The sequence below is a fragment of the Paucibacter sp. KCTC 42545 genome (genome assembly GCF_001477625.1).
GTDB lineage: Bacteria > Pseudomonadota > Gammaproteobacteria > Burkholderiales > Burkholderiaceae_C > Paucibacter_A.
In genome coordinates this window covers 1,536,921-1,562,678 of record NZ_CP013692.1, presented here as the reverse complement: position 1 = coordinate 1,562,678, position 25,758 = coordinate 1,536,921, and the positions used below count along the sequence as shown (strand labels likewise).

Here is a 25,758-nt window from a genome sequence, read left to right as displayed (position 1 = left end):
GCCCACCATGGTGAACAGGCTGAACCTCCTCTTGCACTGGCGTGCATTTTTCCTGGCGCTGGCACTTTGCCTGAGCCTGCCTCTTGCCCAGGCTGCGGCCTACAGCTTCCCCGGCAATCTGCCGCCGGGCTGCAGCGCGGCCGGCAGCAGCTACACCTGCGGTTCACTCGCCCTGAGCACCGGCGACAGCATCAGCATCAGCGCGCCCAAGCCCGCCAATATCCGCTTCACCGGCACGCTCGACATCAGCAATAGCGCCACCATCAATGCGGGCGGCGTGGCCAGCGATCTCAATCTGACGGTCAATGGCGCCCTGACCATGGCCTACCAAACCGTGATCATGGGCAATGTCACGGCGGGCTCTGTGAACACCGTCAACAACGGGCTGGTGATTGGTGGCAGCGTCACCGCCACCAGCGGCAGCATTCAGCTGCAAGACTGCGCCGCCATTGGCGGCACCATCAGCAGTAACGCCGGCAGTATTGCCGTGGGCCAATTCTGTGTGGTCAACGGCGGCATCAGCAGCAGCAGCGGCAGCATCACGACGGGGATGAATAGCCAGATCAAGGGCAATTTGAACAGCGCCGGCGCCATCAATGTGGGCCAGGCCTCAATCGTCACTGGTACGGTGAGCAGCACAGGCAGCACGGTGGATCTGGCCTACCAGGCCCAGGTCAGCGGCAGCATCAGTGGCGCGGGCAAAGTCACCCTGGGCCAGGCCGCCATCATCGGCGGCGACGTTAGTGCTGGCGGCAGCAGTGCGATCAGCCTGGACTTCCAAACCCAGGTCAATGGCAATGTCAGCACGATTGGCCCCATCACGGTGAGCCAGCAGGCCGTCGTCAGCGGCAAGATCACCGGCGGCACAGGCGCCATCAATTTCGGTTACGGCGCCAAAGTCGTCGGCGATGTCAGCAGCAGCAGCGGCACCATCTTTTTCGAGCAAGCCAGCATCGCCCAGGCCTGCGTGCGCTCCACTGCATCGGCCAGCATCACCCTGGGCTACACAGCAGCCATCAACAGCGTGTGTTGCGGTGCCAGCTGTGGCAATGCCTGCGTGATCAACAACACCGGCGGGGCCATGCCGCCCGCCTGCCTGCCAACACCTGTTGCCGACTATCACTTCGACGAATGCAGCTTCAAAGGCACGTCCGGCGAAGTCATTGACAGCCGCGGCAAGTACCCTGCCACCGCCGTGAACGGCGCCAGCAGCAGTGGCACGGCGCCGACTGTGCTGGACCGGTATGCCGATCTCTCCGCCAGCACGGGCCTGCGCTATATCAGCCCCAACACGGCCATCCCCCTCCCCAGCGCCTGGAGCCTGAGCGCCTGGATGAAAACACCGCTGTCCACCGGCGGCAGCCAGTACCACATCCTGGCCGCGGTCAATGGCGGCGGTGATCTGTTCTATATGGATGACAAGAACGGCTTTTTGTGGGGCGCTTATGTGCCCGGCAGCATCGTCAACGGCACGTTCAAGTTCAGCACCCTGGCCGCTGGTTGGCACCACATCGGTCTGGTGGGCAGTGGCGGCAAAACCTCGCTCTATGTGGACGGCGTCTTCAAGGAAACCATCAACCAGCAAGCCAAGGGCAGTCTGGCCTTCATTGGCGCCTCCTGGGACATTGACGCCGGCACCCGGGAAGGTCTGAACACCCAGCTGGATGAGTTCATGGTCTTTGACAGCGCCATCTCGGCCGCCAATATCAGCACCATCTACAACAATCAAAAAGCCGGCAAAAACTACGACGGCAGCGCCCGCACACCGAGCAATTGCACCCCAGCCATTGGCAGCTTTGTGGTCAGCAGTGCCAGCGCGGCCTCGACCTGCACGCCGCAAACCTTCAGCGTGACCGCCAAAGACGCGACCGGCGCCACGCTGATCGGCTACACCGGCAGCATCAAATTGAGCACCTCCACCGGCAAGGGGGATTTTGCTGTTGGCAGCGGGCCGGCGCCCAGCGGAACCCTCACCCCGGGGGCAGCCAATAGCGGACAAGCGACCTACACCTTTGCCGCCGGGGATGCCGGCGTGGTCAATCTGCGCCTGAGCCACAACCTGGCCCAGAACCTGGTGATCACCGTACAAGACAGCAGCGTCGCCGCCGCCGTGGGCAGCTCCGGCAGCATTCAATACCGCGACAACGCCTTTGTCTGGAGCGAAGACATGGGCAACCAAATTTTCGGCAGCAATGTCGCCGTGGCCGGCCGGAATCACGATTTGCAAGTAGCACTTTGGAAAAAGGATGCCGTCACAGGCAACTGCGCCATCGCCACCGACTACAGCGGCAGCCGTAACCTCAAGCTTTGGCGCACCGACAACGGCGGGCCCTGGACGGCGCCCAGCATCATCAGCCCGGCACTCAGCGTTCCCGCCGCCCGGCCAGGCGCCAACAACCTCATCGGCCTGAGCTTCACCGCCGGTGTGGCCGGCATGAACCTAGCCAGCACCGACATCGGCAAGTTCAGCCTCAATCTCGACGATGACAGCTTGCTGTACGCCGCCACCACCATCAGCGGCAGCCTGGGCGATCTGACCCTGCGCCCCTTTGCCATCACCGTCACCGGACTGACTCTGGGTGGCGTGAGCAACCCCGGTGGCAGCCTGTTCAGCGACCCCAAGTTCGGCGCGGCAGGGGCCACCTTCAGTGCCACCCTGGGCGGCTATCGATGGAGCGCATCGGCTGACACCACGAACAGGGGCGCTTTCGACACCACCGCCTCCCTGGCCCAGGTCACGGCAGGCGGCCTGGCGCCAAGCTTTAACAGCCCCATCACCCTAAGCCCGGTGGCGGGTAGCCAGACCCCGAGCACCGGCGTGCTGGGGGTGCTTAGCAATGCCAGCGCCACCAACCCCACCATCAGCGGGTTTGTAGGCGGCACGCTGACGGTGAATGACCTCAAGTACAGCGAGGTGGGCAGCTTCTTGCTGAACACCACTGGCGTGCTCAGCAATTTCCTGGGCACGGCCGGGCTCAATCTCAACTCCACCGTCTTCGTCGGCTCGGTGCAAAACAATCGCATAGGCCGCTTTGTGCCGGCCGGTTTTGTGGCCAGCAACACTATCCTCAGCGACCGCTTGGCGGCCGCCTGTTCACCCATTTCCACCTTCACCTATCTGGGCGAGGCCTTCAAGCTCGGCTTCACCCTGACCGCCCAAAATGTGCAGGGCACCACCACCCAGAATTACACCGGCGCCTTCGCCAAGCTGGACCTGGCGGCGGCCAATGCGCTCAACCCTGCGGGCATCAATGGCACAACGCCCTTCAAGATCGGTGCGCGGCTGAGCGCCACCAGCAGCGGCACTTGGAACCTGGGCCAATCCACCAACGCGCAGCTCAGCGCCACCGTCTCACGCCTGAGCACACCCGACGGCCCCTTCCCCGGAAGCAGCTTCGGCATCGCCCCGGTGGACAGCGACGGCGTGGGCATGATGAGCTTCAACCTGGACACCGACAGCCCACCCAATGGCAATGACCGGGCGGCGCTGCGCTCGGTGCTGGCGCCATTGACGGCGGTGCCGGTGAATCTGCGCTTTGGCCAGCTGCGCTTGCAAAACGCCATCGGCTCGCAAAACCGCGACCTCAGCATGCGCGTGCTCGCGCAATACTGGGACGGCAGTAACTTTGTAACTAACACACTGGACAGCTGTACTTCCATCGATTCCAAAGCGCTGAATTACGGAAACTACCGCAAGACTTTGACTACCAGCGATGGCCTCTCGCCCGTCAAAACCTACAAGCTGCTCAGCGGCGCCAGCAGCCTGACCTTGAGTAAACCCGGAGGGGGCCGCAGTGGCAGCATGGATGTGGCCTTGAGCTTGAGTACCGTGAGCGATCAAAGCTGCTTGCAAAGCTGGACACCCGGCGTGGCGGCCACTTTGGCGGCGGGTTTGGCCTATCTGCAAGGGCCTTGGTGCGCGGGCACGTACAGCAAGGATCCTTCGGCGCGGGCGACGTTTGGCCTCTACCGCGGCTCTGACAATGTGGTGTATCAGCGCGAAAACTATTGATTGAAGTATTGACCTGCGCCTGACTTGTTTTCACGGATCGGACTATTCCAGATGAGATGGCCTTGGGGCAAACAACGCAACACCTTACGCCTGAGCGTGCGCTGCCACGACGGGCTATTTGCCTATGTATTGACCGATCAGGCCCAAGCGACTGACAAGCCCCTTGAAGTGCTGCAATGGGGTGTGTTGCGCAATCTGGCCGATGAGGCGGAGGCGCGCGCCAAAGCCATTCGCAGCCTGGGATTGCATGCTGGTGAGGTACTGGCCCTGCTGGAGCCCAGCCAATATCAAATCCTCAAGGTCGACACTCCCAATGTGCCCGCTGGTGAGTTGAAAGCCGCCGCGCGCTGGCTGATCAAAGAGCTGGTGGAAGTGCATCTGGATGACCTGACCCTCGACGTCATGCATGTGGGCGGCGATGTGCCGCGCACCCAGCGCCAGTTGTTTGTGGTGGCGGCGCGCAATGCGGCCATCACGGCGCTGAGCAGCACCTGCCAGGCCGCTGGCCTGAGCCTGAACGTGGTGGACAGCTGGGAATGCGCACTGCGCAATGTGCAGACCGCACAGGCCCGGGCTGACGCCATGCCGGAGCGTGCCACCGCCGCCTTGTTGATGCAGGGCGAGCAGTGCCTGCTGACCATCAGCGTGGGTGGCGAGCTGTTCTTCACCCGCCGGCTCGATGGCGACCCGCGCCTGACGGCGCGCGCCACCGGCAGCCAGACTCACAAGCCGCTGGAAGAAGCCCCGCTGGGTTTTGAGTACACACCGGGCACCAGCCTCTCGGGCTTGGGCATGGGCATGGGCGAGGACAGCGAAGAGTCGGTGCTGATCATCGAGCTGCAACGTTCCATCGACCTGTGGGAACGCTCCTGGCCCGAGTTGCCGCTGGCGCGCCTCTACCTGCTGGTGGCCGAGCATGGCGATCAGCTGGCCAATTTGATGCAGCGCGAGCTCGGCCTGCGCACCCTGGCGATACAGCTACCCGCGCTGTTCAGCGGTATTGCCGCTGACGCCGATGCCGCGCAGCTCAGCGAGTGCCTGCCCTTGCTGGGGGCTGCCCTGCGCCAAGAAACCCGCGCACTCTGAGGCCCAGGACCCAATCACCCGACCCCGCCATGGCCCAGCAAATCAATTTACTCACCCCCATTCTGCTTGCGCCGAAACGCTATTTCTCGGCCCTGACCATGGTGCAGGCCATGGCCATGCTGCTGGCGGCCACGCTGGCTTTGTGCCTGTGGCTGAACCTGCAAGCCCAGCAATCTAAGCGCGACTTTGCCCAGGCCCAAGCCCGCGGTGCACTTGAATTGCAAACCCTGACCCAAGCCCTGGCCGCGCTGCCGCCACCGGTGGATCCCAAGCTCTTGGCCCAACAGATCAATCAGTTGGAACTCTCCAATCAAGCGCAGCTGCTGACCCTCAACATCCTCAACGGCGGTTTGGCGGCAGAAGGCTATCGGCATTCCGACCTGCTCAAGTCTCTGGCTCAGACCGTGCCCGCCAGCGTCTGGCTGGGTTCGCTGCGCTGGATGCCGGGTCAGCTGGAACTCAACGGCGCCACTCTGGACCCAGTGGCGCTGCGTACCTGGCTGGAACGCCTGGCCGGGCAGCCACTCTTGGCTGGGCTGCAACTGGGCTCGGTGAAGGTGGAGAAATGGGGGCCTGACGGCCCGCTTGGTGGCGAGGCCAATGATCCAGCAGGAACTGCTGCTGCACCAGCCGCCTGGCTGAGCCCTTCCACGCCGAAGCCACGCCCCGGCTTGGCGGTCTGGTCCTTCCGCGTCGTCAGCGCACTGCCTGCACCGGCCAACAAGCTGGGCGCCCCCGGCGCCAGCGACCTGAAAGCAGGCACAACACCATGATGGCCGGCAACAAAACCCTGAGCAGCTGGCAAGCCACATGGCAGAGCTGGGCCAAGCGCATTGACGCGCTCAGCCTGCGGGAGCGCGCCTTCATTTTTCTGTGCCTGGCCGCCATCTTGATTGCGATTGCGGACAGCCTGGTCATCACCCCCCTCAAGCTGGAAGCCCAAGCTCTGGCCAAGGCCCAGCTCAAGCAGAACCAAGACCTCAAGCTGCTGCGGGACCAATTCACCGCCAGCGCCGCACCGCTTGGCGCCAGCAGCGCCCCAGGCGGCCAGGACGAGGGCAGCCAACTCAAGGCCCGGCTAGCCGCTGCCCAACAACAGCAAGCCCAGCTGCGCCTGGCCGTGGACGCTGGCTTCAAGAACCTGCTGCAAAGCCAAGTGCCGGGGAGCAACACGGCCACCGCTGGCAGCAGCAAGCAACAGATCCCGCAGCAATTGCCCGAACTTTTAGCCACCCTGCTCAAACAGCACCCGGGCCTGAGCCTGCTCAAGCTGGCCAGCCTGCCGGAGGGCCAAGGCCCTGCTCAGTTCGCCACCCAAGCGAACAGCAAAGGCATGAGCCAAGCGGCCCCGCAAGCTGCCAACGCGGCAAGCGCCGCTAATCCCGGGAATGCCGCGATTGCCGCCAATGCCGCCAATGCCGAGATGCCCCTGACCTGGCAAGGCCTGGAACTGCAAGTCGCTGGTGAGTATCTGGATCAAATGCGGTATCTGCGCCAGCTCGAATTGGCCCTGCCCCGCTTGCACTGGGGCGAACTGCGCCTTTGGTCGCAGGGGGATGGCAAGCCGGTGCTGCTGCAAGTGCAAGTCTTTCTGCCCAAGGCTCGCGCATCATGAGCACCAAATCCAACACCAACCACGCCCGCTTGCTGGGCCTGATCGGCTTGCTCAGCGGGCTCGCACTCGTATCGACACAGGCCTTGGCGCAAGCCAGCGCGGCGCCGGCTGCATCAGCCTCAGCCACCGCCCCCAGCAGCCGCGAAGAACTGCGCGACCCCAGCGCCTGGCCGGCCGAGCTGCGCAGCCCGGCGCCAGGGGCGGCTGGCGCAGATAGCGATGAACACAGCAAGCGGGCGGTGCAACACATCACCATCCGCGAGGGCAAAGCCTTTGTGGTGGCCGGCGGCCGCTTACTGCCGGTGGGCGCCAAGCTGGGAGACGCCACCATCGTGCGGATTGAAAGCCAGGCCGTCTGGCTGCGCGATGGCCGCGGCACCCGGCGTGAAGCGATCTACCCCGGCATTGAAAAACACGCCACGGCCCCGGTGCCAAGCGGCGCTGCCCCTCGGGCGCCCAAGCAGACCGCCAAGCCCAGCCCAAGAACAACAAGCCCCAGCGCCACCATGAATTCGACGACACCCAGCGCCAACCTCCAGGAGAAACCATGAAGCTCAGGCGCCATCACTCAGCCAGCCCCCGCCTTGCCAGCGCCCTCGCCCCCAGCATGGCGCTTTCGGCACTGCTGGCCCTGCTCTTGGCCGGCTGCGCCGACAAGCCTTTGCAACTGGCCCAGCCCCGCACCGAGCTGCGCGATGAACTCGACGCCGCCAATGCCGCGAACAAGGCCAACGCAGCCCGCGCCGCCGCTGCCGCCAATGCAAATGCTGCGGCTGCAGCTGCGGCAACGCCAGCCCCGGCGCCTGTACCGGCTGCACCACCCGAGCCGCGTTTCGATCTGGTCGTCAACGGCGCGCCGGTGCGCGATGTTTTCCTCTCGCTCGTCACCGACACGCGCTACAGCATGCTGGTGCACCCCTCGGTGAACGGCTCGCTCTCGGTCACGCTCAAGGGCGTCACCGTGCGCGAGGCGCTGGAGTCGCTGCGCGACGTCTACGGCTACGACTTCAAGTTTGATGGCCGCCGCATCACCGTCTTCCCGCCCACCATGCAGACCCGCATCTTCACGGTCAACTATCTGCAGCAGCAGCGCGTGGGCCGCAGCGAATTGCGCGTCAGCTCAGGCGCCGGACAAAGCACCAATGCGGGCAGTACCGGTAGCACCACGGGCAGCAGCAACGGCAGCACGAACAACACGGGCGGCGTGCCTCAGCAGCAAGAAAGCTCGCATGTCGCCACCAGCACCAAGAACGATTTTTGGGCCGACACCACTGCCGCCTTGCGCGCGCTGGTCGGCACCGAAAGCGGCCGCAATGTGATCGCCAGCCCCCAGGCCGGCACGATTGCCGTGCGCGCCATGCCGGACGAAATGCGTGCGGTCGAAACCTTTTTGCGCAGCACCAAACTGGCGGTTGAACGCCAGGTGATGCTGGAAGCCAAGATCGTGGAAGTGGAGCTGCGCGAAGGCTTTCAGAGCGGCATCGACTGGTCGGTGTTGGGCAAGAACGGCGCCATCGGCCAGACCAGCATCAACCCCAGCATCCCCACCGGCGTGAACACCATCGTCAATCCGCTGGTCAGCAATAGCAATGGCCTGCCGGTGATGTCCACCGCCATCCCGAATCCGAACTGGCCCGATCTAGTGCCCATGCTTTCACCCGGTGCGGGCGCCTTCGGCCTGGCCCTGTCGCGCGGCAACTTCCAGGGCTTGCTGAGTTTTCTGGAAAGCCATGGCGACACGCAAATCCTCTCCAGCCCGCGCGTGGCCACGCTGAATAATCAAAAGGCGGTGCTCAAGGTCGGCTCGGACGATTACTACGTCACCGGCATCTCTGGCAGCAACACCACCAATAACAACACGAACAACAACACCAATACCAACACGCCCAGCGTTCCGACGCTGACGCTCACGCCCTTCTTCTCCGGCATCGCGCTCGACGTCACGCCGCAGATCGACGAAGAGAACATGATCACCCTGCACATCCACCCAGCGGTGACCTCGGTGACCGAGAAGGTCAAGCAGATCGATCTTGGCACGCTGGGTAACTTCCGCCTGCCGCTGGCTTCCAACAGCATGAACGAAACCGACACGGTGGTGCGCATCCCCGACGGTTACATCGTGGCCATCGGTGGCCTGATGCAGATGGAATCCAACCGCAAAGGCTCCGGCCTGCCCGGCGCCGACAGCAATCCCATCACCAGCACCTTGTTCGGCAACCGCGCCAACAGCGGGCGCAAGCGTGAGCTGATCGTGCTGATCAAGCCCAGCATCATCCGCAGCGCCGAGGACTGGGAGCAGCACAACCGCGCGGCTTCGATGGCCTTGTCAGACATGGACGAAAAAGCCCGGCGGGTGATCACCGTCAATGGCAGCCGCGGTAGCAATGACGGCGCTGCCGATCAGACGCCACCGGCCAACAAGCACTGAGCAAGAAATGCCGAGCTTGCCGCGGCAGCCGCGGCCTCTCGGTCAGCGCGTGGCGTTTGGAAAAAACAGCTGCTCGCCCGCGATTTTGTAGCTGGCGATCTGCGCTTGCCCCTTGGCTGACACCAGCCAATCGGCCAAGGCTTGCGCCTCCTTGAGCTTGATGTGCGGGTGCTTGGCGGGGTTCACCACGATCACGCCGTAGGGGTTGTAGAGCCGCGCATCGCCCTCCACCAACACGGCCAAATCGCCACGGTTCTTGGTGAAGGCGGCCCAGGTGCCACGGTCGGCCAGCACATGGGCGTTCAGGGCCGCGGCCATGTTCAGCGCCGGGCCCATGCCGCAGCCGCATTGCCGATAGCGTTGCGCCAGGCTTTGCACCGGCTCCACATTGATGACCTGCCACAGGCGCAGTTCGGCCGCATGGGTGCCGCTTTTATCGCCGCGCGAGACAAAGCTCTGCGCGCTGGCACCGGGCAGTTTGGCCAAGGCCTGCAGCACATCGCGGCCACGCAGGCCAGCAGGGTCACTGGCCGGGCCGATCAGCACAAAGTCATTGGCCATCACCGGCATGCGCTTGAGGCCAAAGCCCTCGGCCACAAATTTCTCCTCGGCCGCCACATCGTGGACCAGCACCACATCGGCGTCACCGCGCCGCGCCAGGTCCAGGGCCTGGCCCGTGCCCAGGGCCACCACCTTGACCTGGATGCCGGTGTCGGCAGTGAAGCGCGGCAGCAAATGGGCGAACAAACCCGATTGCTCGGTGGAGGTGGTGGAGGCCAGCACGATGCTGGCACTCGTCGGCGCCGCAGGCTGAGCCGCCCGAGCCAAGCCACCAGCGGCCAGCAGCAAGCCGCCGAGTACCATCGTCAAAAAGAGTTTGCGTTTCAAAACATCTCCCCTCGTAAAAACTGATCGGCTGCGGCCGGCAGCGGCGCGCCGAAAAACTGCGCCACCGGCGCATCGGCCAAGACCTGACCCTCGTGCAGATACAGCACCCGGGTGGCCAAGCGTTTGGCTTGGCCAAGATTGTGGGTGCTCATCACCATGCTCAAGTCCTCGGCCGCAAAGCCTTCGATCACCCGCTCCACCTCGCGCCGCGCGCCCGGGTCCAGATGCGCCGTGGGCTCGTCCAGAAAGAGCAGCTCCGCTTGCAGCGCCCAGGCGCGCGCCAAGGCCAGGCGCTGGCGTTGCCCGCCGGACAAGGTGCAGGCATCGCGCCCGGCCAGGGTCTGCAAGCCTACGCGTTGCAGGGCAGCCTGCGCCCGCTCGGCCCGTTCCTCAGCGGGCACACCGGCCAGCCACAAAGCCAAGCGCAAATTGCGCTGCACCGACAGGCGCAGGAAAAAAGGTTGCTGGAACACCATGGCCTGGCGCGGCAGCCGGCCCAGGCCCGGCAGCGGATGCAAGACCCGACCCTCAGCGGGTAGCAAGCCGTGAAGCAGGCGCAGCAAACTGGTCTTGCCGGCACCATTGGCGCCGATCAAGGCCAACCGTTCACCGGCATGCACGCTCAGCTGGCAAGGTGCCAGCACCTGCCGCCCGCCCAGGCTCAGGCCAGGATGATTGAGTTCAAGCAAGAGAGCACTCATGCAGCAGCTCCCCGCGCTTGGGCCTTGAGCAAAAGCGCGCTGAGCCCGTTGAGCAGGCCCACCACCACGAGCAAGGTCACACCTAAGGCGATGGCCCGCGGCAAATCGCCTTTACTGGTTTCCAGCGCGATCGAGGTGGTCATGACCCGGGTGAAGCCCTCGATATTGCCGCCCACCACCATCACCGCGCCCACTTCGGAGATGGCGCGGCCAAAAGCGCTCAGCAACACCACCAACAGCGCGCTGCGCTGATGCCAGACCAGCAGCAGGGCCGCCTGCGGGCCGCTGGCGCCCAGGGAGCGGAGCTGCTCGCCGCCCTCTTCCATGGCTTCGGCCAAGCGCGCGCGGGCCAAAGCGGCCACCACCGGCAGGATCAGCACGGTCTGTGCCAGCACCATGGCCCAGGGCGTGAACAACAAGCCCCAATGCCCCAAGGGCCCGGAGCGCGACAGCAGCAAATACACCAGCAAGCCCACCAGCACCGAGGGCAGCGCCAGCCCGGTGTTGAGCAACAAGACCCAGGCCTGGCGCCAGCGTGAGGCTTGCGGCAGCGCCACCAACCAAGCCGCCAGCGGCAAGCCCAGCAGCGTGGCCAAGGCACAGGCGCTGCCGCTGACCAGCAAGCTCAGCGCCAACACGCGCAGAAGCGGGCCGTCGGCCTCGGCCAACAATCTCAGAGCCTGAGCCAGGGTGTCAAGCATGGCTGCGCGGCTTGAGCAGACCCAAGGCCAAGGCCGTGCCCAGCAAGACGATGGCGCAGCCCGCAGCCATGTGCAGGGTGAACAACTCGCCTAGGAACAAGAATCCCCACAGCACCGCAAACACCGGAATCAAAAAGGTCACCGCAATCGTGTTGGTGGGGCCGATGCGGCTCATCAAACGGAAATACAGCAAGTAGGCCAGCGCCGAGCACAGCAGGCCAAGCATCAACACGCCCATCCAGGCCTTGGCACTAGGCATAGCCTCGGGCCAGTAAAACAGCGCCGGCACGGCCAACAACAGTGCCGCGAACACTTGGCTGCCGGTGGCCACCGCCATTGGCTGGATGTGCACCGTGTAGCGCTTGCTGAAGTTGGCAGCCAGGCCGTAGCAAAACGTAGCCAGCAGACAAGCCGCCAAGGCCCAGCCGCTGCCGCCGGGTTTGAAGGAGGCCTTGTCCCAAGCCAGAAACAGCACACCCGCAAAGCCCAGGGCCAAGCCGAGCACGCGCCAGCCACTCAGGCCCTGACGCAGCCAGGCCCAGGCGATCAGCGCGCCCCACAGCGGCGTGGTGGCATTGAGGATGCTGGACAGGCCTGCCGTGATAGACAGCGCCGCGAAGCTGAACAGCGCAAAGGGAATGGCACTATTGAGCAGGCCAATCACCAGCAGCGGCTTCCACTCGCGCCGCAACTCTCCCAAGCCCTGGCGCGCCGCCAGCAGTGGCAGCAAAGCCAGGCTCGCCACCGTCACCCGCAGCGCAGCCATCACCAGCGGGCCGAACTCATGGGCGCCCAGACGCATGAACAAGAACGTGGCGCCCCAGATGGCGGCAAGCGCAAACAACTCAAACAGATCAAGGGATTTCATCGGCGGGGCTCGGAGGACGGAGGCGAAGCATACTGCCGAGCGAGGCTCAAAGCGGTTTACAACGCTTCGTCGCGACGACCGGACGCCCCGGCCCGGATGAGGCCTGGACGAAGTCCTTGCGATGAAGACGAGCCATGCCTAACAGCGCCGATGAACGCAGAGGAATACCGACTGATGCTAAGCAACAAGCCTCAGCCCGTGCCGTCGCAAGCGCGCCTGGTGCCGCTGAAAAGTCAGGTTATTCTTTGGGCATGAGTATCCAAGCCCGCCGCCCTCTGCTCGTCTTTTGCTTGTTGCTCACTGCGCTGCTGGCATGGCTACCTCAGCTCGATATCGTCGCCAAGGAACGAGTCGATGCGGGCCTGAAACGCGCCTTGATCAGCTTCGCAACAGCGCGAACGCTCAATGGTGTGGTGTCGACCTTGCAAGAAACCACCCTGTCATTCCAGCCCATGGGTGTTGGCGTCACAACAGCGCCAGGGCAAGTCTTGGACCCGATCAATGATCTGATCGAACAGTTCTCGAGCCTCATGCTCGGCGCCACGGTGTCTTTCGGGCTTCAAAAAGCCCTGCTTGCCATTGGCGCACAGCCCACAGTCAAAGCCTGTATCGCTATGGCACTTCTGGCGGCGGCGCTGGCCGTCGCATGGCGCGGGCAGATGCCCAGATTTGCCCGTGTGGTCTTGACCGCTTTGCTCCTGATCCGCTTCGCCGTGCCTGTCGCCGCGCTGGGCAGCGATGCCTTCTTCCATGCCTTTTTGAAGGATGACTACCAAGCCAGCCAACAAGGACTGGCGCTTTCCGCTGGGGACATGCATGGGTTGGTCACGGACGCCAGACAGCAGGCGAGCGCTGCAGCACCGCCATCCCTGGCAGACAGATTCAACCAGGCGATCAAGCTGCCCGACATTGGCGCTTTTGCTGAGCAGATCAAGCAGTCCGCTGAGCAAGCGATCAATCATCTGATTCAACTGATCGTCGTGTTTCTGCTTCAAACCCTGGTCGTGCCCCTGCTGCTGCTTTGGCTGATGATTGCTGCGGTCCGTGCAGGCCTGGGCTCGGCAGCCACTGCCGGCTGGGCGCCGCCCAAGCAAGCGGCCATTCGCTGATACCGGCCATGTGGAGCGCCAAGCAAGCGATCGGGCTGGCCATCGACTAGATGTGAAGAGTCAAGACGTTGTTGCCTGAATCAGGAAGACGGGACATGGGCGGGCGGCATCCAATGCCGTGATGCGGTCGATGCCAGTTGTAGTGATGAATCCATCGCGCCAGCGCGCTGGTTCTGTCGCGGGAGTGCTGGTAGGTCTGGCTGTACGCCCACTCTCGCAGTGCCGATTGAATGAACCGCTCGGCCTTGCCGTTTGTTTGTGGACGGTAGGCCCGCGTGAAGCGATGTTTGATGTTCAACTCAGCGCAGGCCTGCTTGAAGTCCTTCGACCTGAACGGCGAGCCGTTGTCCGTGAGAAGCGCTCGCACCGTGACACCCAGCCCCGCGTAGTAGCTCACTGAAGCCTGCAGGAAGGCCACTGCGCTGCTCTTGCGCTCATCGGGGTGAATCTGCGTGAACCCGATGCGGGCGTGGTCATCCACGGCCACAAACAAGACTTCCCAGCCTGCGCCGCCGAACGTGTCTGCGCGGTTGCCGGTTACGCGATGACTGGGTCGCTCAATACGCCCGAGCTTCTTGGTATCGATGTGCAGCAGGTCGCCAGGCGCTTCATGTTCATAGCGCACGACAGGCTCAGGCGGACGTAGATCGCTGAGCTTGGACAGGCCGGCTCGTCTGAGGACGCGGCTGACGGTGGCCTTGGAAACGGTCAGGCTGGAGGCAATGCTTGCTTGCAGCATGAACTTGCGGCGCAACTCAACGATGGCAAGCGCCTTGCCCGGCTCAATCGCTCTGGGCGACTTCTGCGGCCTTGAGGACTTGTCGACCAGGGCGACTTCGCCTTGAGCAAGGTAGCGCCCAAGCCACTTGCGGGTCGTCATCTCGCTGACACCATGAGCCTTTGCGGCTTGCGCCACAGTTTGGCCTCTCAATGTGATGTCCTGAACCATTTCGATTCGACGCACGTAGGTCAATCGGGCATTCTTATGAATGTTCATCTGGGTTGTCCTCCTGAGCTGACTGGGGGTTTGGCGATTTCCAGTCTCTCAGAACCAGTCCGGGTGAACACCCGATACAACCTATTGGAACTTCACAACTAGATGCCCTCGGCCGGCTGGAGCCCGCGAAACACCGCCTGTGCAGTGACAAGCTGCCGCTATGCCAAGATCAGGCGAGGCAGGCGTTCCCAAGCCCGCCAGGCGGCCGAGCTGACTCTGTTAGATTGGGGCGGTGGCTACCTTTTCCTCGCGCTTCCAGATCCGCCGCAAAGTCGGGCGGCTGCAGGCTGCTTTTATTCTGCTGCTTGCGAGCGCCATGCCTTGGGCCGGAGCGGCGGAGTTCAAAGTTGACCTGATCCAGCTCGACCCCTGGGCCAAGCCCAACCCAGACGCGGCACTCAGAACCAAAGAGCCATTGATCGGCATCATCGTGGACTTGCTTCATGAGTTTGAACGCCGCAGCGGCCACACCACCCGCCAATCCTTGACGCCTTACGCCCGGGTCGAGCGCGACCTGCAGCAGGGCGATATCGACTTCACCATCATGGCCTGGAGCGACACGCGCAGCAGCTATGCCAAGCGCGGCACGGCCTTGGTGGCGCTTGAATTCGGCGTGATGGCGCGCCAAGGCATCTCGATCAAGCGATACGAAGATCTGAAAAACATCGTCACAGCAGCGCCGCGCGGCTTGAAGGTGGATCCGCGCTTCGACAGCGACTCAAGCATGCCTAAGGAGTTGGTGCGGGACTACACCCAAGCCATCCGCATGGCCGTGGCTGACCGAAAAGCCAAGGCGGTGGCCGGCGGGCTGGCCAGCTTGAACCATTTGATACAGCAGTTCGGCTTAGCGGGCGAGTTCGGTGATGTGCTGGTGCTCAACACCAGCTACTTGACGGTGGCTTTTTCCAAACAGTCCAAGCAACTGGCAGCCGAGGCGCAAGTCAATGCCGTCTTTAAAGCCATGGTGGACGATGGCACGGCCAAGCGCATTTTTGAGCGTTGGATGTTCCCGCCCAAGAACTGAGCGCGGCGAAGCCTCACCTCCAGGCTGATTCGCTAAGCTTCGCGGCAAGTGGCCAGCGCGCCAAGCGCACCCAGCGCGGAAGCAGGAATATGCGCCTAGCGCTTTGCTTGCAGCGTTGCCGCCCGCCACAGATGCAGCACCGCGTAGCTGCGATAGGGGCGAAAGGCTTCCGCCCGCTGGGCATAGGCGCCCGGGCTCAGTGGTTCAGGCAAGCCCTGGCTCAGTTGGCGCAGCAGCACCACGTCCTTGGGCGGAAAGGCATCCGCCCATGACCAGCCACGCATCAGCATGTAATGCGCCGTCCAGGGCCCGATGCCGCTGATGCCTTGCAGTTCCAGCAGCGCGTGCTTGAGCTGAGCGGCTTGTTCTTCTGGCTGGGCATCAGCATCCTGCGCTGGCTGCCAGGCTTGCTGGGCATAGGCCAGCTGATCCCAGCTGCGCGCCAGGCTCAGCAGGCAATCGGCGCGGCGCCGGATGATGCCCAGCTCAGCGATCTGACCAGCCTCCAGCTCAGCCACATCGCTGACCCGGGGGAACAGACGCAAAGGCGCCGTCAAACCTGGCGGCCCTGGCTCGTTCAGCGGCCGCCCGAAGGCCTGCACAAAACGCTGCGCCAGGGTGCGCGCTGCTGCCACCGTGATTTGCTGCCCCAGCACGGCGCGCACGGCCAGCTCAAAGCGGTCCAGGCAACCCGGCAGGCGCAGGCCAGGATGGCTAGCTGCCAAGGGCCCCAGCCCATCTATGAGGGCTTGCGGATTGGCGTCCAGGTCCAGCCAGCGGCGCAGCATGGGCAGCAGGCTATCGATGATCGTCGGCTGGGCCCGCAGAGCCGCAGAAAAGCTCAGCGCCACGACGGAACGCTCGGGCTGAAACTGCAGGCTCAGCCAGCCTTCAAAGGCCTGCCCCTGCGCGCTCAGCCCTTGCACGCTGCGCGTAATGCGCAACTGCGCCTGATCGACCTGCTCAATGCTGGCAATGGCGCGATCAGCCAGAAACTGCAGCAAGGCCTCGACGTGATAAGGCGCTTGATAGGGCAGAAGAATTGCCGCGTCGAAGGGATTCAGGGCAGTCATGGGCGCCGATGATAGGCGGGCGGAGAACAAGCGCCCATTACTGCCCAAGGTGCTGAGGCGCGAATGCCCCAATCACATGGCTTTGAACAAATGCACATAGGCACGGCTGACCGGCAGTTCACGGCCATGGCCCTTGATGCGAACGAACAGGCGGCTCAGCTCATCGCGCCGGGTGCCGGCCAGATGGTCCAGATTGATGATGGTGGAGCGGTGCACCTGCCAGAACTTGGCCGGGTCCAGCTGGGCAAGCAAGTCGATGATGGGCGTGCGGATCAGATGCTCGGCAAGCGCCGTCTGCACCACCGTGTATTTGTCGTCTGCCTGAAAGAACAGTACCTCGTCCACCGCGATCTGATGCATCAAGTCACCCTGCGCGGCCCGCACATAACGCAGGCGCTGTGCAGAAGACGCTTGCGCCCCGGCGGCAGCGCCCACCTGCCCTTGCAGCAATTGCTGCAAAACGCCAGCCAGCGCTTGGCCATCGGGCTGCGGTGGCGCCTGCAAGGCGGCCCGTACCCGCTCCAGTGTCCGCGCCAGGCGTTCGGTCTTGAGAGGCTTGAGCAAGTAGTCCAGCGCCGCCGCCTCAAAGGCCTGCACGGCGTACTCATCAAAAGCGGTAACGAAGATCACCTTGGTCTCGCCCTCGATGCCCTGGGCCACCTCCAGGCCGTTGAGGCCGGGCATTTGAATGTCCAAAAAGGCCAGATCGGGCTGCAGCTCCTCAATCTGCGCGGCTGCCTCCAGGCCATTACGGGCCACGCTGAGGATGTTCAATTCGGGCCAGAGCTGGGCCAGCTGAAGCTTGAGGTGCTGGGCCAGATGGGGTTCGTCGTCGGCGATCAGTGCGGTAGTCATGTGGCGAGACGCTTGCTGGTGGCTGTGATTGAAGGGTTCGTGCTGCTGGTCAGGGTGAGTGGCAGGCTGATCTGAGCCAGCGTGCCAACGGGCTGCTGCGCTTGAAGTGTGAGCGCAGCGCGCTCGCCAAAGCGTGTTTGCAGGCGCGAGCGGATATTGCTCAGTGCGATGCCATTGCCCGATCGGCTACCCGCAGCCCGGCGCGGCGCCTCCAGCCCCAAGCCATCATCGCTGACACTGATCAAGAGCTGGCCCTGCTGCTGGCTGGCGCGAATGATGATTTCGCCGCCGTCCACCTTGGGCTCCAGCCCGTGATGCACGGCGTTTTCCACCAGGGGTTGCAAGAGCAAGGGCGGCAGCCTGGCGGCGCGCAAATCCGCCGGCACCTCGATGCGAAAGCGCAGGCGCTCGCCCATGCGAATCTGCAGCAGCGTGAGGTAGCTCGCCACCATATCGAGCTCCTCGCCCAGGCTGGCTTCGTCATGGCGAATCTGGCCCAGACTGGCGCGCAAATAGTCGGTGAAGGCCTCCAGCATCAGCTTGGCGCGCGGTGCATCCACATCCATCAAACCATGCACATTGGCCAGGGTGTTGAACAGAAAGTGCGGTTCGATCTGCGCTTGCAAAAGGCGCAGCTGCGCATCGGTAGCCTGCAGACGCAGAGCTTGATTGCGGTTGCGGATTTTCCAGAACACCCAGTTGACGGCCGTGATGGCCAGGCTGATGAGCAAGAAAGTGCCCACCGTATCGGCATTACCGAAGAAGCCGCCGAACATATCCCGCTTCAGCAAGAGGCCCACCAAGATCAAGCCAATAGCCATGCCCAGGCTACAGCCCAAGATGCTGAAACCGCCGAAGAACAAGGGCGACCACCACCCGCTCTTGCCGCGGTCCAGGCGGGCCAACATGGCGTCGCTGAGCCCCAGCTCCAAGCTGCGCCACATGGCATGAAAGGTCAAGGTGATGCTGCCGCTGATGATCAAATTGATGCCGAAGACGGCCCACAGCGCCGACCAATCGCCCAGATGTTTGCGATTCATCAGCCCGCCAATGAAGGTGAAGAACAAGGCGAAGGCCAAGGCAATGCCCAGGTCAACCAGCAGGCGTGCCCAGGTCGGCTCGCTGCGATGCTTGCGCAGCACAAAAAAGCGGCTGAACGTGTAGGACATGGTGGTTTTGAATGTCATGGCCCGCAGTGTATGCAGGGCTGCGCACCCACCCTCGCCGGTGCGCGACGAATCGACAGCCGCGCCGACGGCTGCGCATGAAACCGGCTTGAACCGCAGTGCCACGGCGCCTGCATACAATCCGCCCACATTTAGATAAACGCACTACTCCTGGAGCAGCCATTCATGCAAGTTCAAGCCGCCGCCTTCAAGGCCTATGACATCCGTGGCGTTGTGGGCACCGCCCTGACGGAAGAGTTGGCCGAGCACCTGGGCCGCGCCTTCGGCACCGAAGCCCGCAAGCTCGGCGAGAAGGCCGTGGCCGTGGGCCGCGATGGGCGCTTGTCCGGCCCCAGCCTTTCGGCTGCCTTGATCCGCGGCCTGCAAAGCACCGGCCTGGATGTGGTGGACCTGGGCGCCGTCACCACCCCCATGCTGTACTACGTGGCCGCCACCCGCGCCAAGCATGGCTGCTGCAGCGGCATCATGGTGACCGGCAGCCACAACCCCAAGGACTACAACGGCTTCAAGATGGTGCTCAAGGGCGCCGCCGTGTTTGGTGAGCAGATCCAAGACCTGCGCCGCCGCATCGAAGCCGAAGACTATTTGACCGGCAAGGGCCGCGCCGCCGCCATGGACGTGGTGCCGGAGTACATCCTGCGCATCGTCAAGGACTGCAAGCTCAAGCGCCGCATGAAGGTGGTGGTGGACAGCGGCAACGGCATCCCCGGCGCCACCGCACCGGCCATCCTGCGCGCCCTGGGCTGCGAGGTAATCGACATCTACTCCAAGGTGGATGGCGACTTCCCCAACCATCACCCCGATCCTTCGCGCCCGGAAAACCTGGAAGACCTCAAGCGCATCGTGCACGCCTGCGATGCCGAGCTGGGTCTGGCCTTTGACGGCGACGGCGACCGCCTGGGCGTGGTCACCAAGGACGGCAATATGATCATGCCGGACCGCCAGATCATGCTGTTCGCGGCCGACATCCTCAAGCGCAAGCCGGGCTCGGAAATCATCTTCGACGTCAAGTGCACCCAACGCCTGGCCCCCTGGATTGTTGAACACGGCGGCAAGCCGCTGATGTGGAAGACCGGCCACAGCTTCGCCAAGGCCAAGCTGCGTGAAACCGGCGCGCCGCTGGCCGGCGAGTTGTCGGGCCATATCTTCTTCAAAGAGCGCTGGTACGGTTTCGACGACGCGATGTACTGCGCCGGCCGCTTGCTGGAAATCCTGTCCCGCGCCGCCGATCCCAGCGCCGTGCTGAACGCCCTGCCCAATAGCTTCAACACGCCCGAAATCAATGTGCCCTGCGCCGAAGGCGAGCAACACGCGGTGGTGACGCAGCTGCAAGCCACGGCCAAGTTCCCTAACGCCAAGGAAGTGGTGACGATTGACGGCCTGCGGGTGGAGTACAGCGATGGTTTCGGCCTGATCCGCGCTTCCAACACCACGCCGGTGCTGGTGCTGCGCTTTGAAGGTCACACGCCCGAGGCGCTGGAGCGCATTCAGCACGAAGTGCTGGGGCAGCTCAAGCTGGTCAAGCCCGACGCCGTCTTCGCGGCCGGCCATTGAAACAGGCCGAGCGCTTCGCAGAGCGCAGCAGCCGCTGGGCCTATGCCGCCCTGCTGAGCCTGCTGGCGCCGGCCTATCTGCTGCGCCTGTGGCGGCGCGGCAAGGCCGAGCCGCTTTACCGCCAGCACATCGCGGAGCGCTTCGGCGCCTATCGTGGGTCCGCAGCTGAGCAAGGCTGGGTTTGGGTTCATGCTGTGTCATTGGGCGAGACGCGTGCCGCTGCGGCCTTGGTCACGGCCATGCGCGCGCAGCAGCCGGATATGCGCCTGCTGCTGACCCACAGCACCGCCACCGGGCGTGAAGCCGGGGCGGCCCTGCTGCAGCCCGGTGATGCCCAAGCCTGGCTGCCCTACGACACCCCCGACGCGGTGCGGCGCTTTCTGCGCCACTGGCAGCCGCGCCTGGGCGTGCTGATGGAAACCGAGGTCTGGCCCACGCTGCAGTTTGAATGCGCCAAGGCCGGGTTGCCGCTGTTTCTGGCCAATGCCCGCTTGTCCGAGCGCAGCCTGCGCCGTGGCCAACGCTTCGCAGCCCTGCTGCGCCCGGCGGCCCAGCGCTTGCGTGCGGCCTTGGCGCAAACCGAGGCGGACGCCACTCGCCTGCGCGCGGCAGGCGTGAGCGATGTGCAGGTGATGGGCAATCTGAAGTTCGACATGGCGGTGGACGAGGCCTTGCTGGCGCGCGGCCGCGCCTGGCGCGCCCAACTGGGGCGCCCCGTCTTGATGTTGGCCGTCAGCCGCGAAGGCGAAGAGGCCCAGCTGCTGCAGGCCTGGCAAGACCTGGCACTGGGCAAACAGGCGGGTGAAGCGCCACTGCTGCTGATCGTGCCGCGCCACCCGCAACGCTTCGATGAGATCGCGGCATTGGTGACGGCAACTGGCCTGCGCCTGGCACGCCGCAGCAGCTGGCAGGGCGCGGCCGATTCACCCGATTCACCCGATGAGGCCGCCTTGCAAGCCCAGGTCTGGCTGGGTGACTCGATGCGCGAGATGGCGCTGTATTACGGCCTGGCCGATGTGGCCTTGCTCGGAGGCAGCTTCGCCCCCTTGGGCGGACAAAATCTGATCGAAGCGGCGGCCTGCGCCTGCCCGGTGCTGATGGGGCCGCACACCTTCAACTTCGCCGAGGCCTCCAGCTTGGCCGAGCAAGCCGGTGCGGCGCAGCGTGTCAGCGATATAGCTGGGGCGCTCGCTCAAGGCCTGAGCTTGTGTGCGGATATGCCGCGTCGCCAGGCCATGTCCACACAAGCACTGCGATTTGCGAACCAACACCGCGGTGCGGCCGCACGCATGGCTGAATTCATCTTGCAAAAGGGCTGAGGCCATCAGCCAGGCCTGCCAGCTAAGCACTGCTCGGCCTTCGTCGCTGCTCAAGCGACAAACCAATCTGCGGCGCTCAATGCGCATAAAAAAAGCCCGCTTGCGCGGGCTTTTGATTGAGCTTGTGGCTGATTGAAGATCAGCGAACCACGGCCAACTCAGAGCGGTTGCCGCCCTTGTAGGTGTACATGGTCAGAGCGCCGTTCTTGATGTCGCCCTTGTTGTCAAAGGAGATCATGCCGGTCACGCCCTTGAAGCCCGTAGTCTTGGCCAGCACCGGCAGGTACTTGGCAGGCTCGGCAGAACCAGCCTTGACCATGGCATCGACCATCACGTTGACGGCGTCATACACATAAGGTGCATAGACCTGCACTTCCAGTTTGTAGGCATCCTTGAAGCGGGTCTTGAAAGCTTCCATGTCCTTCTTGGACTCGCCTTCCACGCCACCGGCTTCCGCACAGATGACTTGGTCGTCGGCCATGGTGCCAGCGGCCAGCTTAGGCAGCTCGGAGCTGCAGATGCCGTCGCCGCCCATGAACTTGGCGCTGATGCCCAGTTGCTTCATCTGGCGCAGCATCGGGCCGGCCACGGCGTCCATGCCGCCGAAGAAGATCACGTCGGGCTTCTTGCCCTTGAGTGTGGTCAGGATGGCGGAGAAGTCAGTTGCCTTGTCGTTGGTGAATTCGCGGCCAGCAATCTTGCCGCCAGCAGCCTTCACGCCTTTTTCGAACTCATCAGCAACGCCTTGGCCGTAGGCCGTGCGGTCGTCGATGACGGCAATGACCTTGCCCTTGACGGAGGTGACAGCGTACTTGCCCAGGGTGCCGCCCAGATGGACGTCATCGGCCACCACGCGGAAGGCGGTCTTGTAGCCGTTGCGGGTGTACTTGGGGTTAGTCGCCGAAGGCGAGATTTGCGGGATGCCGGCTTCGAAGTAGATCTTCGAGGCGGGGATGGTGGTGCCGGAGTTCAGGTGACCGATCACGCCATTGACCTTGGCGTCAGCCAGCTTTTGAGCAGCGGCCGTGCCTTGCTTTGGATCGCCAGCATCATCTTCAGCCAGCAACTCAAACTTGGCGGTCTTGCCACCGATCTTGACGCCCTTTTTGTTGAGCTCATCGATGGCCATGCGAGCACCCAGCTCATTGTCCTTGCCCAGGTGGGCGATGCCGCCGCTGGTCGGACCCACGTGGCCGATCTTCACCACGACTTCTTGCGACATTGCCGCGACGCTAGACAACAACGCAATCGCGCCGACCACAACGTTCAATTTAACTTGCATGAATTACCTCCGAATTGGAAGAAGGAGAGCTGTGTTTTCGTTGATTGTTCAACCCCTCAAACATACCCCAAATCGAGGGCCCGCAGATAGGGGGTTAGTCTGGAAAACGGCCCTCCACCGTCAGGCGTTAGGGGGTGTTGCAAAGGCATCTACGCAGTAGCCACAACAAGCACCAAGGCGGCGCAGCAAGGCCGGCAGGGCCGATGCCTTGGGCACTCCGGCGCACCAGTTCAATGCAGGCGCAAGTGCGCCGACCTAGTGAGTTTGAAATTGCTCTTGAAGAATGAGCAAGAGACGGCAAGCAGTCGAGATAAACCCTAGTGTTGCAAGGTGGCGGCACTCAGCACGCGCCACTCACACAATCAGCGCAATCCGGCGGGTCAGCCTTGCGGCAACTGGCGCTTTAAGCTGCGCCACACCGCGCTTTCGACATGGGCATGCAACTGGGCGCGCATGGTCATCACGGCCTGCTCCAAGACCTCGTCCAAGACTTGGTCGAGCGCCTCATCCACCGCCAGCGCAATGGCTTCCTTGATGGCCTGTTCTTGACCAGCAAATGCTGTCCGTAGCGGCTCGGCCAACGTGCTCGGCGCGCTCGCAGGCGGGGGCAGGACGGGCGCCAAGGCTTGCGGCAAGACCGGAGTCGGCGCCAGCGCTGGATGAGCCGATGCAGACTCAAGTGCAGGCGCAGGCACTTCGGGCCCAGCCAGGTCAAAGGCCAGGTCGAGGTCGGGCGTGTCAGGCGCCGTGTCAGTCAAGGTATACGGCGCAGTCTCAGATGACTCAGGCAAATTGAAGATCGCAGCGCTTTGCTCCGCGACATCCAACTCAGGCAAAGTCAGATCCAATGCGGCCGGCAGTTCTTGCGCCAAAGGCCGAAGGAACTCACCTTCAAGCGGATCGGACAAATCGGGCACGCTGTCCACCGCCAGCGTCAATTCCGGCAGCTCCGGCAATTCCGGCACTGCCGCCAATGGCGGCAACTCGGCAACACCGGCCTCCGCTGCCCTTGCTCGGGGCCGCGGCGGCAGGTCAAGATCCAAGTCCAGCAAAAATGCCAGATCGGCCGGCTCCACCACCTCGGTCAGGGTGGGCACCACCCGCTTGGGCGCCACCGAGCCCGTCATGCCGCCACCTTGTGATGCTTCACCGCAAAGCCCAGGGCCTCGTACTGCTTGTAGCGGCGGCGCCCGGCCTGCATCTGCGCCGGGTCTTGCGACACCACTTCCAACACGCGCTGGAACTCCTCGAAGCCGGCAGGCATCTCGGGTCCGACGTTGAGCAGCATCTCGCGATGCGGCAGGTCTTGCGCAGTTTCAGCCAGCAAAATAGGCGTGAAGCGGGCATCGACGCCCTCCCCACCCACGCGGCCGTGCGGCACAAACTCTGCCGTCTCGAAGTCCCAGAGCTTGGCATCCAGGCGCTGCAACAGCGCCTCCGGCCCGCACACCCCCACCCGTGCGCCGCCGCGCTGCGCCTTGCGCAGCAAACGGCACAAATACAGCAGGCGTTCGGGCACGCCCGTGTAAAACGTCACTTCGGTCATGCGCAGGCTCGGTCCGGCATCAACGTGCTTGCGACAAGACGAAGTGCGTCAGCAAGCCCACGGGACGGCCGGTGCCGCCCTTGGCCGCGCCGCTCTTCCAAGCCGTGCCGGCGATGTCCAGATGGGCCCAGCGGTACTTGTCGGCAAAGCGCTGCAAGAACTTGGCTGCGGTGATGGAGCCGCCTTCGCGGCCGCCCACATTGGCGACATCGGCGAAGTTGCTCTTCAGGCCTTCTTCGTACTCATCGTCCAAAGGCATGCGCCAGCAAGGGTCCAGAGCCGCGTCACCGGCGGCCGTCAGGGCGGCGGCCAGTTCGTCGTCACTGGCGTACATGCCGCTGCGCACACCGCCCAGGGCGATCACGCAAGCGCCGGTCAGCGTGGCCACATCCACCACCACCGCGGGCTTGAAGCGCTCGGCATAGGTCAGGGCGTCACACAGAATCAAGCGGCCTTCGGCGTCGGTATTCAGGATTTCGATGGTCTGGCCGGACATCGAGGTCACCACATCGCCCGGCTTCACAGCGCGGCCATTGGGCATGTTCTCGCAAGCAGCGATCAGCACCACCAGGTTCAGCTTGGGCTTCAATTCGACCACAGCGCGCAGCGTGCCCAGCACGCTGGCAGCTCCACCCATATCGAACTTCATCTCATCCATGCCGGCACCCGGCTTGAGCGAGATACCGCCCGAATCAAAGGTAATGCCCTTGCCGACCAGCACCACCGGCGGCACGGTCTTGGCCGCACCGTCATAGCGGGCGACGATGAAGCGCAGCGGCTCGTCCGAGCCCTGGGCCACCGACAAGAAAGAGCCCATGCCCAGCTTCTCAACAGCCTTCTTGTCCAGCACTTCGACCTTGATGCCATGGCTCTTGCCGATGGCTTGCACTTGCTCACCCAGGAAGGTGGGCGTGGCGTAGTTAGGCGGGCGGTTGGCGCACTCTCGTGCCAATTCGATGCCGGCGCCGATGGCTTGGCCGCGGGCCAGACCCTTCTTCACCTCGGCCAAGTCTTCCTTGTCGACCAGCAAGCTCAGCTTGACCAACTTGGCCGCAGCAGGAGCGCTGGGCTTGGTATGGGTGTAAACATAGGCCGAATCCTGCGCGCCCAGCACGAACTGCTCGGCCAGGCTTTCCACCGTGTCTTCGCTGCCTTCAAAGCCCGCGAAAGCCACGGCAGCGTGAGCCGCGCCGCGACCCTTGAGCTGAGCCAATGCGGCTTGCAGTGCGGCACGTGCGCTCTTGAGCGTGTTCTTGCCGGCGGCAGCCAGCACCAGGCGCGGGGCCTTGACGCCAACAGCGCGCTGCAGCACCAGGGTCTTGCCGGCCTTGAATTCGAAATCGCCCAGCTTGACGGCGTCCTTGACCAGGGCGCTCAGCGTCGCGTCGAGCGTGGCGGGCAAAGCCTCGCCGCCCAAAACCACGATCAATGCATCGGCATTCACGCCGGCCAATGCGTCCAGGGACGCGGTCTGTGTACGAAAGTCCATAATGTCGCCGAATAGATAAAGTGC

The 25,758-nt window shown here is 63.7% G+C and carries 22 protein-coding genes; 10 read left to right on the top strand and 12 right to left on the bottom strand.

All coding sequences use genetic code 11. The annotated features are described in order from the left end of the window. The first annotated feature begins 7 nt into the window (after window positions 1–7). The 6 genes from AT984_RS06945 to AT984_RS06920 are packed head-to-tail and all read left to right on the top strand — an operon-like array spanning window position 8 to window position 9,141. Window positions 8–4,012 carry a DUF6701 domain-containing protein gene (locus AT984_RS06945; protein WP_058719471.1) on the top strand — a complete coding sequence of 1,335 codons (4,005 nt, stop codon included), beginning with the start codon at window positions 8–10 and terminating at the stop codon, window positions 4,010–4,012. A gap of 51 nt (window positions 4,013–4,063) precedes the next feature. Further along, window positions 4,064–5,098: a hypothetical protein gene (locus tag AT984_RS06940; RefSeq protein WP_058719470.1), complete on the top strand. Its 1,035-nt coding sequence runs from the start codon at window positions 4,064–4,066 to the stop codon at window positions 5,096–5,098. Between the two features lie 29 nt (window positions 5,099–5,127). After that, window positions 5,128–5,871 (top strand): PilN domain-containing protein, encoded by a 744-nt coding sequence (locus AT984_RS06935; RefSeq protein WP_058719469.1) that lies wholly within the window; start codon window positions 5,128–5,130, stop codon window positions 5,869–5,871. Continuing rightward, window positions 5,868–6,713 carry a hypothetical protein gene (locus AT984_RS06930; RefSeq protein WP_058719468.1) on the top strand — a complete coding sequence of 282 codons (846 nt, stop codon included), beginning with the start codon at window positions 5,868–5,870 and terminating at the stop codon, window positions 6,711–6,713. Before AT984_RS06935 ends, AT984_RS06930 begins: the two co-directional genes overlap by 4 nt. After that, window positions 6,710–7,264, top strand: coding sequence for a hypothetical protein (locus AT984_RS06925; protein ID WP_058719467.1), 555 nt, complete (start codon window positions 6,710–6,712; stop codon window positions 7,262–7,264). The genes AT984_RS06930 and AT984_RS06925 overlap by 4 nt, the downstream gene beginning before the upstream one ends. Beyond that, on the top strand, window positions 7,261–9,141 hold the full coding sequence (locus AT984_RS06920) for a secretin N-terminal domain-containing protein (RefSeq protein ID WP_058719466.1): 1,881 nt from the start codon (window positions 7,261–7,263) through the stop codon (window positions 9,139–9,141). Before AT984_RS06925 ends, AT984_RS06920 begins: the two co-directional genes overlap by 4 nt. A gap of 42 nt (window positions 9,142–9,183) precedes the next feature. On the opposite strand, the gene AT984_RS06915 is transcribed toward AT984_RS06920, so the two are convergent. From AT984_RS06915 to AT984_RS06900, 4 genes are read right to left on the bottom strand one after another with little or no spacing between them, the layout of a single operon-like run. Continuing rightward, the gene (locus AT984_RS06915) at window positions 9,184–10,005 is read right to left on the bottom strand and encodes a substrate-binding domain-containing protein (RefSeq protein ID WP_058719465.1); all 822 of its coding nucleotides are present in this window, start codon (window positions 10,003–10,005) and stop codon (window positions 9,184–9,186) included. 20 nt (window positions 10,006–10,025) lie between these two features. Beyond that, window positions 10,026–10,730 (bottom strand): ATP-binding cassette domain-containing protein, encoded by a 705-nt coding sequence (locus AT984_RS22870; protein WP_058719464.1) that lies wholly within the window; start codon window positions 10,728–10,730, stop codon window positions 10,026–10,028. Next, a complete protein-coding gene (locus AT984_RS22865) occupies window positions 10,727–11,431 on the bottom strand; it encodes an ABC transporter permease (protein ID WP_058719463.1) in 705 nt (234 codons plus the stop codon). The genes AT984_RS22870 and AT984_RS22865 overlap by 4 nt, the downstream gene beginning before the upstream one ends. Continuing rightward, complete coding sequence (locus AT984_RS06900) at window positions 11,424–12,299, bottom strand: DMT family transporter (RefSeq protein WP_058719462.1); 876 nt, start codon at window positions 12,297–12,299, stop codon at window positions 11,424–11,426. The genes AT984_RS22865 and AT984_RS06900 overlap by 8 nt, the downstream gene beginning before the upstream one ends. A gap of 134 nt (window positions 12,300–12,433) precedes the next feature. On the opposite strand from AT984_RS06900, the gene AT984_RS06895 reads away from it, so the two are divergent. Further along, complete coding sequence (locus tag AT984_RS06895; protein WP_197418265.1) at window positions 12,434–13,408, top strand: hypothetical protein; 975 nt, start codon at window positions 12,434–12,436, stop codon at window positions 13,406–13,408. A 46-nt stretch (window positions 13,409–13,454) separates the two neighbouring features. On the opposite strand, the gene AT984_RS06890 is transcribed toward AT984_RS06895, so the two are convergent. Beyond that, window positions 13,455–14,405, bottom strand: a complete 951-nt coding sequence (locus AT984_RS06890) for an IS481 family transposase (protein ID WP_058719460.1) — start codon at window positions 14,403–14,405, stop codon at window positions 13,455–13,457. A 316-nt stretch (window positions 14,406–14,721) separates the two neighbouring features. On the opposite strand from AT984_RS06890, the gene AT984_RS06885 reads away from it, so the two are divergent. Further along, on the top strand, window positions 14,722–15,429 hold the full coding sequence (locus tag AT984_RS06885; RefSeq protein WP_156421921.1) for a substrate-binding periplasmic protein: 708 nt from the start codon (window positions 14,722–14,724) through the stop codon (window positions 15,427–15,429). A gap of 95 nt (window positions 15,430–15,524) precedes the next feature. Here the strand turns inward: AT984_RS06885 and AT984_RS06880 are convergent, their stop codons facing one another. The 3 genes from AT984_RS06880 to AT984_RS06870 all read right to left on the bottom strand — a co-directional run bounded on the left by AT984_RS06880 (window position 15,525) and on the right by AT984_RS06870 (window position 18,544). Then, window positions 15,525–16,502, bottom strand: coding sequence for an AlkA N-terminal domain-containing protein (locus AT984_RS06880; RefSeq protein ID WP_058719458.1), 978 nt, complete (start codon window positions 16,500–16,502; stop codon window positions 15,525–15,527). A gap of 72 nt (window positions 16,503–16,574) precedes the next feature. Further along, window positions 16,575–17,357: a LytR/AlgR family response regulator transcription factor gene (locus tag AT984_RS06875; RefSeq protein WP_058719457.1), complete on the bottom strand. Its 783-nt coding sequence runs from the start codon at window positions 17,355–17,357 to the stop codon at window positions 16,575–16,577. Continuing rightward, window positions 17,354–18,544 carry a sensor histidine kinase gene (locus AT984_RS06870; protein WP_082679837.1) on the bottom strand — a complete coding sequence of 397 codons (1,191 nt, stop codon included), beginning with the start codon at window positions 18,542–18,544 and terminating at the stop codon, window positions 17,354–17,356. Before AT984_RS06870 ends, AT984_RS06875 begins: the two co-directional genes overlap by 4 nt. A 165-nt stretch (window positions 18,545–18,709) precedes the next feature. Between AT984_RS06870 and AT984_RS06865 the strand changes: the two genes are divergently transcribed. Both AT984_RS06865 and AT984_RS06860 read left to right on the top strand, forming a co-directional pair. Then, window positions 18,710–20,098, top strand: coding sequence for a phosphomannomutase/phosphoglucomutase (locus AT984_RS06865; protein ID WP_058719456.1), 1,389 nt, complete (start codon window positions 18,710–18,712; stop codon window positions 20,096–20,098). After that, a complete protein-coding gene (locus AT984_RS06860; RefSeq protein WP_058719455.1) occupies window positions 20,095–21,417 on the top strand; it encodes a 3-deoxy-D-manno-octulosonic acid transferase in 1,323 nt (440 codons plus the stop codon). The genes AT984_RS06865 and AT984_RS06860 overlap by 4 nt, the downstream gene beginning before the upstream one ends. A gap of 139 nt (window positions 21,418–21,556) precedes the next feature. Here AT984_RS06860 and AT984_RS06855 read toward each other — a convergent pair whose 3' ends face one another. The 4 genes from AT984_RS06855 to AT984_RS06840 form a co-directional block, all read right to left on the bottom strand. Beyond that, on the bottom strand, window positions 21,557–22,699 hold the full coding sequence (locus AT984_RS06855) for a branched-chain amino acid ABC transporter substrate-binding protein (RefSeq protein ID WP_058719454.1): 1,143 nt from the start codon (window positions 22,697–22,699) through the stop codon (window positions 21,557–21,559). 380 nt (window positions 22,700–23,079) lie between these two features. Beyond that, complete coding sequence (locus AT984_RS06850) at window positions 23,080–23,826, bottom strand: hypothetical protein (protein WP_058719453.1); 747 nt, start codon at window positions 23,824–23,826, stop codon at window positions 23,080–23,082. Continuing rightward, window positions 23,823–24,245 carry a DNA polymerase III subunit chi gene (locus AT984_RS06845; RefSeq protein WP_058719452.1) on the bottom strand — a complete coding sequence of 141 codons (423 nt, stop codon included), beginning with the start codon at window positions 24,243–24,245 and terminating at the stop codon, window positions 23,823–23,825. Before AT984_RS06845 ends, AT984_RS06850 begins: the two co-directional genes overlap by 4 nt. A 19-nt stretch (window positions 24,246–24,264) precedes the next feature. Beyond that, window positions 24,265–25,734, bottom strand: coding sequence for a leucyl aminopeptidase (locus tag AT984_RS06840; protein ID WP_058719451.1), 1,470 nt, complete (start codon window positions 25,732–25,734; stop codon window positions 24,265–24,267). Between the last annotated feature and the right edge of the window lie 24 nt (window positions 25,735–25,758).

What these genes read in the sequence shown, in the direction of transcription:
- AT984_RS22865 (WP_058719463.1), bottom strand. Translation starts at nt 11,431, where the DNA reads ATGCTTGACACCCTGGCTCAGGCTCTGAGATTGTTGGCCGAGGCCGAC.
- AT984_RS06885 (WP_156421921.1), top strand. Translation starts at nt 14,722, where the DNA reads ATGCCTTGGGCCGGAGCGGCGGAGTTCAAAGTTGACCTGATCCAGCTC.
- AT984_RS06930 (WP_058719468.1), top strand. Translation starts at nt 5,868, where the DNA reads ATGATGGCCGGCAACAAAACCCTGAGCAGCTGGCAAGCCACATGGCAG.
- AT984_RS06900 (WP_058719462.1), bottom strand. Translation starts at nt 12,299, where the DNA reads ATGAAATCCCTTGATCTGTTTGAGTTGTTTGCGCTTGCCGCCATCTGG.
- AT984_RS06895 (WP_197418265.1), top strand. Translation starts at nt 12,434, where the DNA reads ATGCCTAACAGCGCCGATGAACGCAGAGGAATACCGACTGATGCTAAG.
- AT984_RS06850 (WP_058719453.1), bottom strand. Translation starts at nt 23,826, where the DNA reads ATGACGGGCTCGGTGGCGCCCAAGCGGGTGGTGCCCACCCTGACCGAG.
- AT984_RS06920 (WP_058719466.1), top strand. Translation starts at nt 7,261, where the DNA reads ATGAAGCTCAGGCGCCATCACTCAGCCAGCCCCCGCCTTGCCAGCGCC.
- AT984_RS06915 (WP_058719465.1), bottom strand. Translation starts at nt 10,005, where the DNA reads ATGGTACTCGGCGGCTTGCTGCTGGCCGCTGGTGGCTTGGCTCGGGCG.
- AT984_RS06865 (WP_058719456.1), top strand. Translation starts at nt 18,710, where the DNA reads ATGCAAGTTCAAGCCGCCGCCTTCAAGGCCTATGACATCCGTGGCGTT.
- AT984_RS06840 (WP_058719451.1), bottom strand. Translation starts at nt 25,734, where the DNA reads ATGGACTTTCGTACACAGACCGCGTCCCTGGACGCATTGGCCGGCGTG.
- AT984_RS06870 (WP_082679837.1), bottom strand. Translation starts at nt 18,544, where the DNA reads ATGACATTCAAAACCACCATGTCCTACACGTTCAGCCGCTTTTTTGTG.
- AT984_RS06855 (WP_058719454.1), bottom strand. Translation starts at nt 22,699, where the DNA reads ATGCAAGTTAAATTGAACGTTGTGGTCGGCGCGATTGCGTTGTTGTCT.
- AT984_RS06945 (WP_058719471.1), top strand. Translation starts at nt 8, where the DNA reads ATGGTGAACAGGCTGAACCTCCTCTTGCACTGGCGTGCATTTTTCCTG.
- AT984_RS06935 (WP_058719469.1), top strand. Translation starts at nt 5,128, where the DNA reads ATGGCCCAGCAAATCAATTTACTCACCCCCATTCTGCTTGCGCCGAAA.
- AT984_RS22870 (WP_058719464.1), bottom strand. Translation starts at nt 10,730, where the DNA reads ATGAGTGCTCTCTTGCTTGAACTCAATCATCCTGGCCTGAGCCTGGGC.
- AT984_RS06925 (WP_058719467.1), top strand. Translation starts at nt 6,710, where the DNA reads ATGAGCACCAAATCCAACACCAACCACGCCCGCTTGCTGGGCCTGATC.
- AT984_RS06880 (WP_058719458.1), bottom strand. Translation starts at nt 16,502, where the DNA reads ATGACTGCCCTGAATCCCTTCGACGCGGCAATTCTTCTGCCCTATCAA.
- AT984_RS06890 (WP_058719460.1), bottom strand. Translation starts at nt 14,405, where the DNA reads ATGAACATTCATAAGAATGCCCGATTGACCTACGTGCGTCGAATCGAA.
- AT984_RS06940 (WP_058719470.1), top strand. Translation starts at nt 4,064, where the DNA reads ATGAGATGGCCTTGGGGCAAACAACGCAACACCTTACGCCTGAGCGTG.
- AT984_RS06875 (WP_058719457.1), bottom strand. Translation starts at nt 17,357, where the DNA reads ATGACTACCGCACTGATCGCCGACGACGAACCCCATCTGGCCCAGCAC.
- AT984_RS06845 (WP_058719452.1), bottom strand. Translation starts at nt 24,245, where the DNA reads ATGACCGAAGTGACGTTTTACACGGGCGTGCCCGAACGCCTGCTGTAT.